Origin of the sequence: Blastopirellula retiformator, from assembly GCF_007859755.1 — a bacterium.
GTDB classification, from domain to species: Bacteria; Planctomycetota; Planctomycetia; order Pirellulales; family Pirellulaceae; genus Blastopirellula; species Blastopirellula retiformator.
Map to the genome: position 1 here is coordinate 477,432 of NZ_SJPF01000002.1, position 16,181 is coordinate 493,612.

10 protein-coding genes are annotated in these 16,181 nt (G+C 60.1%); 7 read left to right on the forward strand and 3 right to left on the reverse strand.

Annotated features, from left to right (window positions below; genetic code table 11):
- Positions 1-77 precede the first annotated feature (77 nt).
- Positions 78-728: a glycine zipper domain-containing protein gene (locus Enr8_RS09315; RefSeq protein ID WP_146430750.1), complete on the reverse strand. Its 651-nt coding sequence runs from the start codon at positions 726-728 to the stop codon at positions 78-80.
- A 403-nt stretch (positions 729-1,131) separates the two neighbouring features.
- Entirely contained in the window at positions 1,132-2,280 is a 1,149-nt protein-coding gene (locus Enr8_RS09320) for a hypothetical protein (protein WP_146430752.1), read from the reverse strand.
- Between the two features lie 321 nt (positions 2,281-2,601).
- On the opposite strand from Enr8_RS09320, the gene Enr8_RS09325 reads away from it, so the two are divergent.
- Together Enr8_RS09325 and Enr8_RS09330 are read left to right on the forward strand one after the other, a co-directional pair.
- Complete coding sequence (locus Enr8_RS09325; RefSeq protein ID WP_146430754.1) at positions 2,602-3,810, forward strand: trans-sulfuration enzyme family protein; 1,209 nt, start codon at positions 2,602-2,604, stop codon at positions 3,808-3,810.
- A 177-nt stretch (positions 3,811-3,987) separates the two neighbouring features.
- A complete protein-coding gene (locus Enr8_RS09330; RefSeq protein ID WP_146430755.1) occupies positions 3,988-5,130 on the forward strand; it encodes a trans-sulfuration enzyme family protein in 1,143 nt (380 codons plus the stop codon).
- 226 nt (positions 5,131-5,356) lie between these two features.
- Here Enr8_RS09330 and Enr8_RS09335 read toward each other — a convergent pair whose 3' ends face one another.
- Entirely contained in the window at positions 5,357-5,974 is a 618-nt protein-coding gene (locus Enr8_RS09335) for a hypothetical protein (RefSeq protein WP_146430756.1), read from the reverse strand.
- 306 nt (positions 5,975-6,280) lie between these two features.
- On the opposite strand from Enr8_RS09335, the gene Enr8_RS09340 reads away from it, so the two are divergent.
- From Enr8_RS09340 to Enr8_RS09360, 5 genes are all read left to right on the forward strand, one after another.
- On the forward strand, positions 6,281-7,540 hold the full coding sequence (locus tag Enr8_RS09340) for a DUF6666 family protein (protein WP_146430758.1): 1,260 nt from the start codon (positions 6,281-6,283) through the stop codon (positions 7,538-7,540).
- Positions 7,541-7,850: 310 nt separating this feature from the next.
- Positions 7,851-9,125 carry a hypothetical protein gene (locus Enr8_RS09345; RefSeq protein WP_146430760.1) on the forward strand — a complete coding sequence of 425 codons (1,275 nt, stop codon included), beginning with the start codon at positions 7,851-7,853 and terminating at the stop codon, positions 9,123-9,125.
- A 593-nt stretch (positions 9,126-9,718) separates the two neighbouring features.
- The gene (locus Enr8_RS09350) at positions 9,719-11,164 is read left to right on the forward strand and encodes a sigma-54-dependent transcriptional regulator (RefSeq protein ID WP_146430761.1); all 1,446 of its coding nucleotides are present in this window, start codon (positions 9,719-9,721) and stop codon (positions 11,162-11,164) included.
- Between the two features lie 22 nt (positions 11,165-11,186).
- Positions 11,187-13,319, forward strand: coding sequence for an ATP-binding protein (locus tag Enr8_RS09355; protein WP_186767536.1), 2,133 nt, complete (start codon positions 11,187-11,189; stop codon positions 13,317-13,319).
- A 123-nt stretch (positions 13,320-13,442) separates the two neighbouring features.
- The gene (locus tag Enr8_RS09360; protein WP_146430764.1) at positions 13,443-16,169 is read left to right on the forward strand and encodes a c-type cytochrome; all 2,727 of its coding nucleotides are present in this window, start codon (positions 13,443-13,445) and stop codon (positions 16,167-16,169) included.
- Positions 16,170-16,181 lie beyond the last annotated feature (12 nt).

Below are 16,181 nucleotides of genomic sequence, written 5' to 3' on the forward strand. Positions count from 1 at the left end.
TTCAGACGGGGCGGTTAGGTGGGACGCTAGCTTTCATCCTAAACGCCACGGCCCGCTCGCTCAAATGCCAATCGCCGCTAGCGATGGACCCCGATCGACCAGGAAACGCCGGGCGGAGGGCAATGGCGATGATGACGATAACGATAAGGAGGGTGGTGACGCCACGGATCGTAGTATACTTCTTCGACCACCACCGGGCGGCGGTCGACATATCGGACCGGCTGCACCACGGGGGGCGGATTCTGCAGAGTCGCCAACACCGGATCGCTGACGCCGGCGTTCTTCAGGCCGATCAAGTCTTGGGGCGTCGGCGAAGTCGCCACGCCATGTTTGTTGATGTGCGTGATGATGACCTGATCGCCCAGCCCGGCCTGCGACATCGAGACGACGTCTTGGAAGGTGGTAGCGCCGGCCAATTGGCGACCCAGGCTTTGCTGAATGATCGCCTGGTTGCGGACTTCCTGTTCATCGATCGCCGCGCCGGTCGCCGATCCGGCCACCGCGCCAACTCCGGCGCCAATCAGTGCACCCGCGCCGGCGTTGCCGGTCGCGCTGCCGATCGCGGCGCCCGCGACGGCGCCAGTCAAACCGCCGGCGGCGGCCAAACGATCTTGAGCGTAAGGAGAGCGACACCCGACCATCGCGACCGAAAGCATCGCAACCGCCAAGCCAATTCCGTACTTTGTCATCCGTTCCATCTCCAGCGGCGCACGCAAATCCGTTTTCATCGTTATCGGCGAGCGGGGGCAGATAACGTATGCGAGCGATGCGGAATCATGGCAGCGTCGGTTATGCAGGTCAAGCTGACTTTTGAATCGGGGAAAGCTTGGGCGCCGGTGGAAATTTGGGGCAAGTGTCGCGGGAGGGACCGCTAGCAGCAAGCCAGGCCATCGTAGCCCGAGGCGCGGCAACTTGTTCGACCGATTCAGACTGCTGGACGAGCCAGCAGTGGCACACGCGAGGGGACGACTGCGTCTCTTAACAGTCCGTTGATTTTCTCGACGGACTGCGTGATCGCATGGATGCGATCCCAAAATAGCGACGTAAGTCGTTATTTTGCGAGCCGCGAAGAGCTACGCTCTGAGCCTGGCGAGGTTGGAAAATGCCACGATGGTATTTTTCAACAGGCAGTTAGCCGCCAGATAGCCCCGGCGAGATCTTTTGCCATTTGTCGAATGCGGCCGAGCGTTCGACATCGCTGGCGAAACCGATCGTGCGGTAGCTGTAGAGATAGTTGGCGTCGGAGTTGATCCGATCGAAGCCAAACTCGCGGGGGCTGCGGCCGGCCAGGTGGATTGCCGCCGCCAAGGCGACGTCGCGGACCTGGCTCTCGAACGGCTCGCGTTGGTTGACGGGGACGACGTCGCTGTCGTCCTCGAACAGTTGCTCGAGAAATGGGATGTCGTCGGTCGTCCCTAGCTTCGCGATCGCCAGAATCGAATAGGCGAGATGCAGGTTGTTGGGAATCGACTGAGTCGAGGGCGCCGGGTCTTCGATCATCGAACGAGCCAACAACGATCCGGCCCGCAAGTCTTCTCGAATGGCTAGCAGCAAGACCGAAAAGCGATGCTGCATCGTCAGATAGGGACTGTGAACGCTGTGGGTAATCCAGCGATTGAACAACTTGCGTACGATTTCGGCTTCTTCTGGATTGTTGAGCGCCTGGGTGATCGGCCGCGACGACAGCGAGTATTGCAATTCGGCGTAGGCCGGAGCGGTCACTTCAAACGTTTCGCTGCCGGTCAACAGCAGCAGCGCCGCGACGCTCGCCATCGCCGGGGGGGACTGGTTGTTGTAGAGACGCGTCCGCATATCGAGCGCCCTGCGATAAATCGCATAGTCAATTTCTTCCGGCTTGCTGTTGGCCAGCTCAAACAATTCCCATTCGCTTTCGATCATGCGAGCGAAGATCCGCCGCGCCACGGCGTCGTCGCCGGTGATTTCGCAAAACTGGTCCCAGCAAGGAAGGGAGACCTGTTTATCGGCGGCGCGAAAGGCGTCGATCCGGTCGCGACGATCTTGCAAGACAATCTCGTCCAGCAGATTGATCGCCTGCATTTTGACGGTCGGGTCGGGGGACGTGCTGGCGGCGACCAGGGCCGTATGAGCCGCCATGCCGCGATCGAGCAGCGTTTCGGCGGCTCGTTTGCGGGTCTGAAAATCGTCGGCGCCAAGATCGACCACCAGGGCGTCAACCGTCGCCGACTCTTGGGCCAGTGCGATCGAGGTGACCGGCAAGGCCAACAACAGGGCGAGTGCCAGGTGTCGAGGATACGTCATTCGATAAGCGCCAGAAGAACAGGTGGGGGGAAGCGATTTCCATTCTAGACCCCCAGGGAGGGAATCGTCCACGAAAAAGCCAGAAAAGGCCCCGCTTGCCGCCAACCCAATCGGCAAGTAAATTGGTGTCTTCTAGGGATTTGTGGCCGCTTGCAGCTTTACTGCTAAAGTGCCCTCGTCGTCGACCCGGTTCGACCAGACGAGCAACCAGAAACAGTTGTTTCTGCTGCGGCCGATGTTTTTTTTCAAAAGCCGCCTTCTTCGCACTCACGGGATTTCCGTCTGGCGTCCTTAGGTTGGCCCATTATTTAAGCCGCCAATATGAACGACCCCAACCGCGTTCCGCTCGACGTCTCCGATCTCGGTTTTTCGACTTCCGCCGTCCAAGCGGGCGAAGCGCGTCAAAAGCCCGAAAGCGCGATCACCGACCCGATCTTCTGCGCGTCGACCTACACCTTTCCCGATACGGCGTCAGTCATCCGCTACATCGAGGAAGGCCAAGAGCGGGAAGAATATGGCCGCTACGGCAACCCGGGCGAAAAAGTGGCCGAAAAGAAATTGGCCGCTCTCGAAGGGGGCGAAGACGCGGTCTTGTACGCCAGCGGCATGGCGGCGATCGTCGGCCTGCTGATGGCCAAGCTGAACGCCGGCGACGAAGTGATCTTCTTCGACGAATGTTATCACCGCAGCCGCGAGTTCTGCTCGAAGCACATGTCGCGGTTTGGCGTCGTCACCCGCCAGGTGAAAGCGTGCGACTACGACGCGATGGAAGCCGCGATCAACGAAAACACCAAGATGCTGATCAGCGAATCGCCGACCAACCCGCACTTGAGCGTCGTTGATCTTGAGAAGTTCGCGGCGATCGGCAAAAAGCATAACGTCGAAACGCTGATCGACGCCACGCTAGCAACCCCGTTCAACGTGCGACCGATCGACTACGGCGTCGACTACGTACTCCACTCGGCGACCAAGTACCTGGCTGGGCACAATGACCTATTAGCCGGCGTGATCATCGGCTCGAAGACCCAGCTCGAATCGGTTCGCAAGCTGCGTGGCATCATGGGGGGCATCAACTCGCCGCACAACATCTATCTGCTGCTTCGCGGTTTGAAGACCTTCAGCCTGCGGATGGAGCGGCACAACCGCAACGGTCAGGCGATCGCCGAGTTCCTCGAGTCGCACCCGAAGGTCGAAAAGGTTTACTACCCGGGCCTGCCGTCGCACAAGTATTACGAAGTCGCCAAGAAAACGATGAGCGGCTACGGCGGCTTGATCACCTTCTTGATCAAAGACGCCGACTGGCGGAAGACGGCCGACGTGATCGACGCGGTGAAGATTCCCCGCATCGGTCCGAGCCTCGGCGGCGTCGAGTCGCTGATCGAACAACCCTTGGTGATGAGCTACTTCCAGCTAAAGCCGGAAGAACGGGCCAAGTTTGGCATCTTCGACAACATGATCCGCATGTCATGCGGCATCGAAGACGCCGAAGACCTGATCGCCGACCTGAAGCAGGCGCTCGACTCGATTTAAGTCGGAAGGAGAAATAGGACACGGGTACAATCAACAACGTACGCCACTGCTGGCTCGCCCAGCAGTGGCGCACAAGACCTCTCATTACCACGTTTCTTACCGTGATCCGATCCGTGATATCCGTGTTCCATTCTTGCCGCCCTGCCCCCAAATCCATCTAGCAGAAAGTAGAGACTGATGCAGTTCCGTACCAAGGCGATTCATGTCGGCAACGCTCGCGATCCGCAAACCGGTGCGGTCGTGCCGCCGATTCATGTCGCCAGCACGTACGTGCAGCCTGGCGCTGGGGATTGGGGCGAGTTCGACTATTCTCGCAGCGGCAATCCGACCCGCAAAAACCTGGAGACGACCCTCGCCGCGCTCGAAAGTGGAACCGGCGCCCTCGCCTACGCGTCCGGCATGGCGGCGATCCATGGCGCTATGATGCTGCTGGAAACCGGCGACCATGTCCTGGCCGGGTCGGACATTTACGGCGGCGCCTATCGGCTGCTGCACAAGATCTGCAATCGCTCAGGCATCAGCACGACGCTGGCCAACTCCAGCGATCTAGCCGCCCTGGAAGCGGCGATCACCCCCAAGACCAAGATGCTGTGGATCGAAAGTCCCGGCAATCCGCAAATGTCGATCACCGACATCGCGGCGTGCGCCAAGATCGCCAAGAAGCACAACTTGCTGCTCGGCGTCGACAGCACCTTCGCCACGCCGGTCCTGACGCGGCCGCTGGAACTGGGCGCCGACATCGTGATGCACTCGGCCACCAAGTACTTCGGCGGGCACAGCGACGTGCTGGGCGGCGCCTTAGTCGTCAAAGACAAAGAGCTGTACGACAAGCTCTACTTCGTGCAAAACGCCACCGGCGCCGTCATGGGGCCGTTTGAATCGTTCCTGGTCAGCCGCGGCTTGAAGACGCTCGAACTACGGGTTCGCGAGCAATGCCGCACCGCACAGAAGATCGCCGAATACCTGGACGCCGACCCGCGGATCTCCCGCGTCCTCTACCCTGGCCTGCCTTCCCATCCGGGACACGACATCGCCGCCAAGCAAATGGAGGGCGGTTTTGGGGCGATGCTCAGCTTTGAGGTCGCTGGCGACTATGCGAAAGCGAAAAAGGTGGCCGAGTCGACGCATCTGTTCCAACTTGCCGTTAGCCTAGGGGCGGTCGAATCGCTGATCGAACAACCGGCCTCGATGTCGCATGCCAGTTACGACCGCGAAGCGCGACTAGCGCATGGCATCAAAGATGAGCTGATCCGCCTGTCGGTCGGGCTAGAAGCGTTTGAAGATCTGCGGGATGACCTGGATCAGGCGTTGAATGCGTAAGAGCAGGTGACCAATTTCCGACACTAACCCGAGGCGCGAGCCGAGGGAATGCGGTCGGGAGCAACGGAGAGGATACCTTGCGCTCCGTGGCCGGAACTTGACCGGTGACCTTATCCTAACATCCGTATCCATTCCCTCGGCTCGCGCCTCGGGTTAGTGTGTCCGCGCACAAAAAAAACGCCTCGCATGGCGAGGCGTTTTTTCTGGGGATCTCGAAGTTCGGGAACTACTTCGATTTGGGCGCCGCGAAGTAGACGCCCGACTTGGTCGAGTGGCTGACTCGCGATACGCCGCTCTTCTCGGCAATCACCTTGCTGTAGTACAGGTTGGCTTTGCCGGCTGGTTTGACGTCGCTAACCTGGGCCGACTTCCAACTGCCGGGAGGTTGGAACCGGGCCGGTTCCGGGACAATCGAGGTCGGTTCTTCGACCATCGGCGGGGTCGGCGGAGTCGGGACGCCCTGGCCATCCCAGACCGGAGCGTTTTCGATCATCGGCGAACCGTAGTGGGTCACCGGAGGCACGCCGGCGCCGCAGCCGACGCAATCGCCGCACCCGATGCTGCTGGTGCAGCCGCCGCAGCCGCAGCTACCGTTAAAGCGAATCGGGCAGAAGAGACGCTCAACGCCCCCCTTCAAATGACAGAAGCCCGTTTTCAGGCCGCTGCCGATGTTCTTCAGCGCGGTTCCCAGCGGGTTGCAACAAGGGTCGCAACAGGTCCGCGCCTGGCACGAAGAGCAGCCACACGACGGCGCCGGAGTCGCACATCCGCAATCCCCCGCCATGGCGACATTGACCGCTAGCAAACAGGCGACAATCGCTCCGCAAACCAAGTTTTTGACCATTGTTCTTTCTTCCTTCAGTGATGCGTCCGCCCGGCGAGGGCGATCATGTTCGGTTGTGGCGACTTCCTCCTTCGCCGGAATAATTCATCGAACCAGCATGACGCGAAAAACCAGAACTTCCCGAACAACCGCCAATCTCCACCACCGCACGCCAAACCACCCAGATTCGCGCGCATTAACCTGGAAAAACTTTTCGGATTATCGCGACTTTTCCTTTAGGCGGCGTAGCGGTCGTACCGATTACATCGATGGAAGCGGAAGATTTCACCGCTCCATCCGTCCCCCCGGAATGAAGGAAATCTCGGAATGTCGTTCTCTACCCGCATGGCGCTAGCTGCTGTCCTTGTCATGGCCAGCATGCTTACCGCTACCAGCTACGCTCAGACCCAAGAGCCGCGCGTTGGTCGTTTGTTTCCCAGCACTACCAGCTCGTCGGACCGAATCTATCAAGCGCGGCAGCGTGCCGCCAAAGCGAGCCGCATCGCGACTCAAATCGAAACCAACGCCGCCGAAGTCGAGCAAGTCGACTACTCGGTCCTCAGCGCTCAGCCCAGCGTCGAAATGGTCGAACCGGGCGTCGAGTTCATGGAACACGAAGGCGTGATCATGGAAGAAGGCCCGCACCATCACGGCGCCATGCATGGCGACGGCTGCGGCTGTCAGTCGTGCGGAACCGGCGATTGCGGTCCCAGCTGCGGATCGTCGTGCGGCGGCTGCGGCCAGTGCGAAACTTGCTGCATGACCTGCATCCCGCTCTGCTTTAAGCTGAACTGGGACGATTTCTCGGTCAACGCCGGCGTCGAAGGCTTTAAGAATGGCCTGAACCGCGGCATGGACGGCAGCTTCGGCTACATGTACGGATTCAACTGGGGGATGCCGATCGGCTTTCTGCCGAAGTCGGGCCTCGGTTTCCAAATCGGCATGTCAGGCTCTAACGCCAACCTGTATGGCGCCAGTTTCACCGAATCGAGCCGCGATCAGACCTTCTTCACGGTCGGTTTGTTCCGCCGGGTCGACTGGGGCTGGCAGGGCGGCATCGCCTTCGATCACCTGAAGGACCAGTGGTACTATGACGTCGAAGTGAGCCAGGTTCGCGGTCAGCTGAGCTGGGTCTTCCAAGGCTGTAACGAAGTCGGCTTCCAGTTCTCGGCCAGCGATTCGGAAGGATCGGGCGCCGCCACGATCGACATCCCCGGCACCGATGCGACCAATAACCTGACCGAAACGGTCGCCGCGACCAACCTGTATACCTTCTTCTGGCGTCGCCGGCTGGACGACTGCGGCCGCTCGGTTCGCCTGTTCGGCGGTTGGACCGGCGACAGCCAAGGGATCTTGGGCGCCGACGCTCACGTGCCGCTGACGCAGCGACTGGCCTTGGATTCGGGCTTCACGTTCCTGTTGCCCGACAGCCAACAGACCCGGACCCGCAACGAGGAAGAAGCCTGGAATATCGGCATCAACCTGGTCTGGTACCCGTTCGCCGGGTCGAAGTGCGGCAGCACCAGCTACTATCGGCCGCTGATGAACGTGGCCAACAACGGCGACTTCATCCTGCGTCGCCAGTAAAACGAGTCATTTCGAGGGGAGGAGTCGAGCCGCCGCCGGTCTAGGAGCGACTAGATCTGCGGCGGCTCGCTCCATTTTTTCCTCGCGTGACTTTCTTTCGGGATTTCCCCCGCCCGACGTAACCCGCTTTCGTAGCATGACTTCACAAAACTGGATGGGGTCGATATACTTGCGCGTTTACAAGACTAAGTTGCATGTCAACTGGGGTGAACAGCCGAATCTCACCGTAGGGATTGGCCCTGCTCCGCGGACGCCAAGTTCGCTCGCGTCGAGCTGCACACGACACTAACTTACTGTTGCCACTAGGTTTATGAATCAACCCAAGAAGAGCCATTGGGCGTCGCTGGCAGCCGCTCTTGGCGCCGCGCCTGCTGAAAATCAAAGCGAAGAACCGTCGAGCGAAGCTCCGGCCCCTGAGCAAACGCAGGAAGTCCAGCAGCCGACGGCCGAAGTCGTAGATGAAGGCGAAGCGGCCGAAACCGTCGAAATCTCGGAGCCGGTCGCCGAAGCGCCCGTCTTGGAAGAACCGGCGGAAGAAGAAGCTCCGGTCGAAGAAGAAGTGGCGGAAGAGCCCGCCCCCCCGACCAAACGACACTGGGCCGGCCTGGCTCAGTCGCTCGGCCTGCCGGTCGAACGTCTCTTCGGCAATTCGGAACCCGCTCCGCAGCCGCCAGCCGCGAAGAAGCCGGCTCCGAAACCGGCGCCCAAGCCGCAGCCGGCCGCCGCGATCGAGAAAGAGCTGACCGAGAAGCCCGAGCCGAGCCCGGCCGAATCGACCGCCCGCAGCCTCTTCGACGAGCGGGACGAATCGCCCGAGTCGGAAAAGCGGGCCGCCAACCTGTTCATTCAGATCGACTCGAGCTCGAAGAAGTCGAGCGATCCGGCGCCGGAAACGCGCAACCTGATCCCCGGCGATGAGATCTTCTTCGAGACCGGCGACTACGACCTGATCGAAGATATGACCGATGAGCCGGAACCGGTCGACGAGGACGACGACCACGATGACGAACCGGCGCCGCGCAGCCGGAAGCGGAAAGAAGCGTCGGACGAAGACGAATCGGGCGCCCCGCGTCGCCGCCGTCGTCGTCGCCGCGGACGTCGCCGTGAACGCTCGGAAACGACCAGCGAAGAAGATGGTAGCGATGAGCCGCAGGGCGAAGCGACCGAAGTCGCCGCCGAACTGGAGCCTGCCGCCAAAGAAGCGAGCTCGTCCGAGTCAGGCGACGAAGAAGGATCGGAATCGAGCGGCGCCCCGCGTCGCCGTCGCCGCCGTCGTCGTTCACGCAAGGCGGATGATGGCGAACCGCGAGCCAAGTCGAGCGAATCGGCGCCGAAGCGCGAACTGACCGACGTCGACTTCCCCGGCGATGAAGACGCCTCGCTGGACGACGTCTACGACGACGATGACGATCACGACATGCGTCGTCATCGCAACATCCCGTCGTGGCTCGATGCGGTGACCTCGATCGTCGATATGAACATCGAACGCCACAAGACCGCCCCGGCCCACGTCGAACGTCGCAGCGGTGGCGGAGGCGGACGCCGACGTCGCGGTGGCGGACGTCGCCCAGCGGCCAAAGACTAACAGACTTGAAACCTGCGCCACTGACCTTGTAGGGTGGATGCAGTAAGCGCGATCGATTCTGATTCGATCGCTCAGCTGAACCGCCTGTTGAAAAATGCCCTCGTGGCATTTTTCAACCTCGCCAGGCTCAGAGCGTAGCTCTTCACAGCTCGCAAAATAACGACTTACGTCGCTATTTTGGGATCGCACCCATGCGATCACGCAGTCCGTCGAGAAAATCAACGGACTGCTAGAGCGTTTTTCTGATAGCTGTAGCGTTTCTGGCGTTGGTGAGGCAAGCTGGTCAAGGCGGCCGCAACCAGCCAAAACGCTAAAGATTGAAGAAAACCGCTCTAAATCGACGCCCCAGGATCTTCTCCGAGATCCCGGGGCGTCTTCATTTTCTCGCATGCATTGCCTGAATCTTGGGCAAAACTCGGCGTCTCTTTCGCCCATCGGCTGACCAGATTTCGCTTCAACTCCCAAATTTCTGGGGATATCGAGTGATTCCGGAACATCCACCATATCGGCACGCGACTTGCAATAGAAGCGTTTGTAATAGAACGCCGCACCCGATCCGAGCGGCGATTGGTACATCTAGGGGAGTGCAGCGCGTGCGCCGTCCAATGCGAATGCTGGTGATCGATGATGATCCCGGCGTCGCCCTTATCGTTCAGGAAGCTCTTGGCAGCTTTGCGATGGAGTTCCACTCCGCCGACTGCGGCGCGACTGGTTTGCAGCTGTTAGAGAAGCGTCGTCCCGACGTAGTCTTGCTTGACCAGATGCTGCCCGACTGCACCGGGGTCGAACTGATCAAGAAGATTCAATCGATCGATTCGCGGCTCCCCATTCTGTTCGTCACATCGCGCAAATCGAGCGACCTGGCGATCGAAGCGATGAAGCTCGGCACGTTTGACTTTCTCACCAAGCCGTTCGCCCCCGAGACGATCGCCGAGAAAGTGCTGGAAGCGATCGAGAGCCGTCATCTGATGCTAATGCCGGTGCAGCTACCTTCCCAGAACGAGCCGTCCGACGTCGGCGACCGCTTGGTCGGCGCTTGTCCGGCGATGCAAACGGTCTACAAATCGATCGGCCGCGCCGCGGCGCACGACATTCCCGTCTTGCTACAAGGCGAGAACGGCACCGGCAAAGAGCTGGTCGCCCGCGCAATCTACCAACATGGGCAACGAGGCGACCGTCCGTTCCACAAGATCTCGTGCACCGACTTCACCGCCCAGTGGCTTGAGAGCGAACTGCTGGGGCATGAGCCTTGTGCGATGCCGGGCCTGATGACCCAGCGAATTGGCAAGTTCGAGCAATGCAATGGCGGCACGATCCTGCTCGAAGAGATCGCCGCGATTCCGCACGCCTTACAAAGTAAGTTGCTCCGCTACCTTTCCGAAAAGCGTTTTGAGCGCCTCGGCGGAGACGAAACGCTGCATAGCGACGTTACCCTCTTCTTCACGACCAGCTACGACGCCGAAGAGCTGGTCGCCGAAGGGCGATTGCGTCCTGACCTCTACTATCTGCTGAGCGGCTTTTTGATCAAGCTGCCGCCGCTGCGAGAGCGGGAAGACGACTTGCGGCTGTTGGTTGATCACTTCGTTAGTCAGTTCAGCCGCGTCGAGCGGATCTCGAACATGGGGGCGGTTCGCACCTCGGACGATTCGCTCCGCCTGCTCGCCGACTACAGCTGGCCTGGCAATGTTTCCGAACTGCGGAGCGTATTGAGAAGAGCAATGATTGAATCCCAAGGCGCCGTAATCGCCTCTGAGTACTTACGTCGGGTTTTGCGAGAAAGTGGCGCCGATCGCCGCCACGGCGAGGCCCTCGATACAAATTGGGAGCGATTTGTTGACGAACGGATCTCTAGCAAGTCGAATGACATCTATTCCGAGGCGGTCATCGAGATGGAACGCCATCTGATCTCGCTGATCCTCCGCCAGACCGGCGGCAATCAGGCGCACGCCGCCCGGTTGCTCGGCATTACCCGCACTAGCCTGCGGAAGAAGATCAACTACCTCGGCCTCGAGATCGAGCAATTCCTCGCGACGGCCTAGGATGGCCAACCCAGTCGAATGCATGTCTAGACCTGCTGCCGCGGCCAGTACCCGCCGCTTGACGACCCTCTATATCACCGCACTGAGCATCGTCGCCCTGCTGACGATCGTCGGTCAGCTTTTGATTCGCCAGTCGATCAACCAGCAACAAGGCGACTCAACGCTGGTCAATGTCGCCGGCCGTCAGCGCATGCTGAGCCAGCGAATCGCCAAGTACGCCCTCGCCCTGCGTGATCCCAACGCCAATGATCAAGAGGCGATCGCCGGGCTTCGCGAGAGTCTCCAGCTGTGGGAAAAGTCGCATCAAGCGCTGCTAGAGCGCGACGCCAGCGCCAACATCGCCGGCGCCAATAGCGCAGCCGTCGAGCAGATGTATGCGACGATCAATCCCGACTTTCGCCTGATCGAGTCATCGTCCCACGCGATTCTCGACGCTGCCGACGATCCGGAAAACGTGGCAGCCGCCGTCAACGTCATCTTGCAGCACGAACAGGCCTTTCTCGACGGCATGGATAAGATCGTCTTTCAGTACGAGCTTGAAGCGCTGGAGCGGGTCAATCGCTTGCGACATATCGAGTCGCTGCTGATGACGATAACGTTGATGGTGCTGCTGCTCGAAGGCTTCTTCATCTTCCGCCCGGCCGTTGGTGAGATTCATCGTAGTCTGCACACCCAGGCCCAGATGAACGAACAACTGCAGGCCGAAAAGGAAAACGCCGAAGAAGCGAACCGAGTGAAGACCCGCTTCCTAGCCAAGATGAGCCACGAAATCCGCACGCCGATGAACGCCATTCTCGGCCTCTCCGAATCGCTCAGCGAAGCGGTTCCCGACGAGCGACAGCGCCGCCAGGCGACCGTGGTGAACGACTCGGCTCGCTCGCTGATGTCGCTGCTCAACGATCTGCTGGACGTCAGCACGATGGAGCTCGAATCGACGCAGCCCCTTTCGCTCAAACCGTTTCCGCTGGCGTCGCTGCTGCGCCGCACGCACGAGATGTTCGCTTTTCAAGCGCAGCAAAAGCAGATTCGCTTTCCCCTGACCATCGATCCTGGACTCGACGTGCTGGTGCTCGGAGACGAACTGCGGACGCGGCAGATTCTGGTCAACTTGATTCAGAACGCGCTGAAGTTTGTCGAAAACGGCTATGTCGAAATCGAGGCGACCCTCTTAAAGCAAGACGAGCGATCGCTCACCGCCCGGTTCTTGGTTCGGGACTCTGGCCCCGGGATTCCGCCGGAGCAGTTTGAGCGGATCTTCGAGGCGTTTTCGCAGCTCGGTACGACCACCGGTTCGACTCGCGGCGTCGGCTTGGGACTGCACATCTCGCAACGGCTCGCCCAGGAAATGGGAGGCCGCCTGCAGGTGACCAGCGAAGTCGGCGTCGGTAGCGAGTTTGCGCTCGAGATACCGCTCGAGAAGAGCGACGCCAGCATAAGCGAAGAACCGAGCGACGCCGCCGCGCCCAATGCGTATTTGAAGATCCTGGTCGTGGAAGATCTCGAAGCGAACCAATTGGTGCTGCAAGAGATTCTCTCGCGACTGGGGCTGACCGCTTGCTTTGTCAGCGATGGACAGTCGGCGTTTACGGCCGTTGCCGAGACGACGTTTGACGTCGTGTTGCTCGATCTGGAACTGCCCGATATGTCAGGCCTGGACGTCGCCCGCAAGCTGCGCGAGCTGCCGAACGAGAAGCGGCTGTTTATCATCGCGGTTACCGCCCACGCGATCGCCGACTACGAGCAGTCGACGCTGGCCGCCGGCGCCGATAAGTTCCTCACCAAACCGCTCTCGCTGGAAGATCTCCGCGATTGCCTCAACCAGGCGCCAACGCCCATGGAAGCTCCCATTCAAATTTCACCAGCTTTGCGGGAAAAACTAATTTCGCTATTTCTCGAACAGGCGCCAAGCGCCCTCGAAAACCTTCGCGAAGCCGGTAATTCTCGCGATAACAAACGGCTCGCTTTCGCCGCTCATCGCCTCCGCGGGATGATCGCCTACTTCGACGCCCCGAAATCGTCGAGTTTGCTGGCGAAGTTGGATGAAGACGATCTGCAGTTGGAAAAAAACGAGATCGATTCCATTCTCCAAGAGGTAGAGATTTCTGTCGCGCAGTTGCAGCGAGAGCTGGGAGAACAAATACCAGAGAGCCCCTAGAGCTTTCCGAATCGCCCGAAAGCAGTTGACAACCGGCCCGTTGGGGGCTGAAATAGGCGACGACCTACCCCACTGCCCCATCTGCTTCTCCTTCAATTCCTTCCGCGACGATTCGTGACACCTATGCATCGCGCTTACACTCGCAGTTTGTTCGTCTGCAGTTTGTTTTTCGGCTCTCTCGCCACTTCGCTATCCGCCGAGGAAGCTTCCTCCCCTTTCATCCCTGGCTACGAGCGGTTTCATGCTGCGGCGCCGCAAGGCGATGTCGAAGGAGGCCGCCTGTTGATTGGCGAGCTGAACTGCGTCGCCTGCCATGCGGCCGACGCCAAGACGCTCGCTTCGCTTGACAGCAAGTCGGCGCCTGACTTGTCGCAGGTAGGCAGTCGCATTCGCCCCAGCTACTATGCGGAGTACCTGGCCGACGTGCATGCCGGCAAGCCCGGCACGACGATGCCGCAGCTGATGCGAGAGCTACCCGCCGCCGAGCAGCAAGCCGCGTTCAAGTCGATCGCTCACTTTCTGGCCGACACCGGCAGCTTTCGCGAAACCCGCCGTCGCGCGGCGTTAATCAACCAAGGCAAGCGGCTGTATCAGCAAGTCGGCTGCGTCGGCTGCCACAGTCCTGATCCCAGCAAGGGAGACGCGCTGGCCCACAGCAAACCGTTGGGCGATCTCACGAAGAAATACTCGGTCGATTCGCTCGCCAAATTTCTGGAAGATCCGTTGCATGTTCGCGCTTCGGGACGCATGCCGAGCCTCAATCTCAGCGGCCAAGATGCGACGGCCATCGCGCAGTTCCTGATCCCCGATCTCGATCCGGCGTTCCCGTCGAACCTGAAGTACGACTATTACGAACTGAATACGCGTGAGCTGCCCGACTTCGCCAAGCTAAAGCCGGTCGCCTCGGGCGAAGTTGATGGATTTAGCCTGGAAGTAGCGGCTCGCAAGACGAACTTCGCCATTCGCTACGAAGGGTTGTTTGAAGCGGCTCGCGACGGCGAGTACGAATTCTTTATTAGCTCCGACGACGGCAGCCGCATCCTGATCAATGGCAAGCAAGTCGCCATCAACGATGGCATTCACCCCACTTCGACAAAAAGCGGCAAGGTCCGCCTGGCCGCCGGCAAGCATCCGATCGTGGTCGAGTACTTTGATGGCGGCGGTCAGATCGCGCTCAACGTCGAGTACCGCGGCCCGCAGATCTCGCGCCGCGACGTCTTCGCCGAGTTGTCGCTGCCCGACAGCGACGATCGTGAGCAGCCGATTCCTCCCTTCCAAGTCGACCCAGCTCTCGCCGCCCAAGGCAAAGCCTGGTTCGGCAAAGCGGGCTGCGCCAACTGCCATAGCACCGGTCAAAAAGAGCTGCCGCCGGCGACTTTCTCCGCCAAGAAGCTGACCGACTTGGATCTATCGGCAGGCTGTCTGGCCGCCACGCCGTCGCCGCAAGCGGCCGATTATCACTTGACCAGCCAGCAAACGGCCGCGATCCGCGCCGCGCTGCAAGACTTCTCGGCCGCCAAGCCAGAGCCGGAACTGCTGATCACGCGGACGATGACCCGGATGAACTGCTACGCCTGCCACGTCCGTGGTGAGCTAGGCGGCATCGAAGCGGACCGCAACGCGTTCTTTAAGACGACGCAGCAAGAGATGGGGGATGAAGGACGCATTCCGCCGCACCTCAACGGCGTCGGCGGCAAGTTGAAAGCAGAGTGGCTCGCCCACATTTTGAATGACGGCGCCAAAGATCGCCCCTACATGCTGACCCAGATGCCGAAATTTGGCGGCAAGAATGTCGGTCAGCTCAAAGATGCGTTTGAAGAACTCGACTCTTTGCCAGAGCTGGAAGTGGTCATCGACGACACGCCGGCCCACATCAAAGCGATCGGGCGAAACATGGTCGGCGACAAGGTTTTCGGCTGCATCAAGTGCCACACGTTTGACGGCGTCAAAGCCTCTGGCGTGCAAGGGATCGACATGACCCTGATGACGCAGCGGCTCGACCACACCTGGTTCCATCGCTATGTGACCGATCCGCCCGCTTATCGCCCCGGCACCCGGATGCCAACCGCCTGGCCGAACGGCAAGTCGGTGATGAAGAGCATCCTGGATGGCCACACCGACCAACAGTTGGAAGCGATCTGGACGTTCTTAAGCGACGGCCGCAAAGCGGCGAAACCGTTTGGCGTTGGCGGCCAGGCGATTGAACTCGCTTCGTATGGCGACGCCATCATGTACCGCAACTTTATCGAAGGCGCGGGACCGCGAGCGATTGGCGTCGGCTATGCCGAACATGGCAACCTGGCGATCGACGCCAACGAAATGCGGCTGGCGATGATCTGGCAAGGTGCGTTTATGGACGCTTCGCGCCACTGGACCGGTCGTGGCGCCGGTTTCCAACCGCCGTTGGGCGACAACGTTTACAAGTTCGCCAGCGGGCCTGACTTCTTCGCGCTCGCCTCCGAAACGGACGACTGGCCGAAGGGAGACGCCAAACCGCTGGGTGTGCAGTTCAAGGGTTACCGCTTGGACGACATCCGCCGTCCGACGTTCCACTACCAGTACGACGGCGTTGACGTTTACGACTACTACGAAGCGACCAAGACCGACTCGTTCCCGACGATCACGCGTACCATTCGCTTTGTCGGCAAACCAGAAAAACCGCTCTACTATCGGGCGGCGACCGGCGATATCCAGGACCTGGGAGACGGCCGCTATAAAGTCAACAACCAGCTGACGATTCAGCTTTCGCCCAGCGAAGAGGCGATCGTCCGGACCAACAAAAAGGACTTGCTGATTCCCGTACGCTTCCAAGATGGCGAAGCGACCATCCGGCAAACGTACGTCTGGTAATCTCCAGCAATC

What these genes read in the sequence shown, in the direction of transcription:
- Enr8_RS09315 (WP_146430750.1), bottom strand. Translation starts at nt 728, where the DNA reads ATGAAAACGGATTTGCGTGCGCCGCTGGAGATGGAACGGATGACAAAG.
- Enr8_RS09320 (WP_146430752.1), bottom strand. Translation starts at nt 2,280, where the DNA reads ATGACGTATCCTCGACACCTGGCACTCGCCCTGTTGTTGGCCTTGCCG.
- Enr8_RS09325 (WP_146430754.1), top strand. Translation starts at nt 2,602, where the DNA reads ATGAACGACCCCAACCGCGTTCCGCTCGACGTCTCCGATCTCGGTTTT.
- Enr8_RS09330 (WP_146430755.1), top strand. Translation starts at nt 3,988, where the DNA reads ATGCAGTTCCGTACCAAGGCGATTCATGTCGGCAACGCTCGCGATCCG.
- Enr8_RS09335 (WP_146430756.1), bottom strand. Translation starts at nt 5,974, where the DNA reads ATGGTCAAAAACTTGGTTTGCGGAGCGATTGTCGCCTGTTTGCTAGCG.
- Enr8_RS09340 (WP_146430758.1), top strand. Translation starts at nt 6,281, where the DNA reads ATGTCGTTCTCTACCCGCATGGCGCTAGCTGCTGTCCTTGTCATGGCC.
- Enr8_RS09345 (WP_146430760.1), top strand. Translation starts at nt 7,851, where the DNA reads ATGAATCAACCCAAGAAGAGCCATTGGGCGTCGCTGGCAGCCGCTCTT.
- Enr8_RS09355 (WP_186767536.1), top strand. Translation starts at nt 11,187, where the DNA reads ATGTCTAGACCTGCTGCCGCGGCCAGTACCCGCCGCTTGACGACCCTC.
- Enr8_RS09360 (WP_146430764.1), top strand. Translation starts at nt 13,443, where the DNA reads ATGCATCGCGCTTACACTCGCAGTTTGTTCGTCTGCAGTTTGTTTTTC.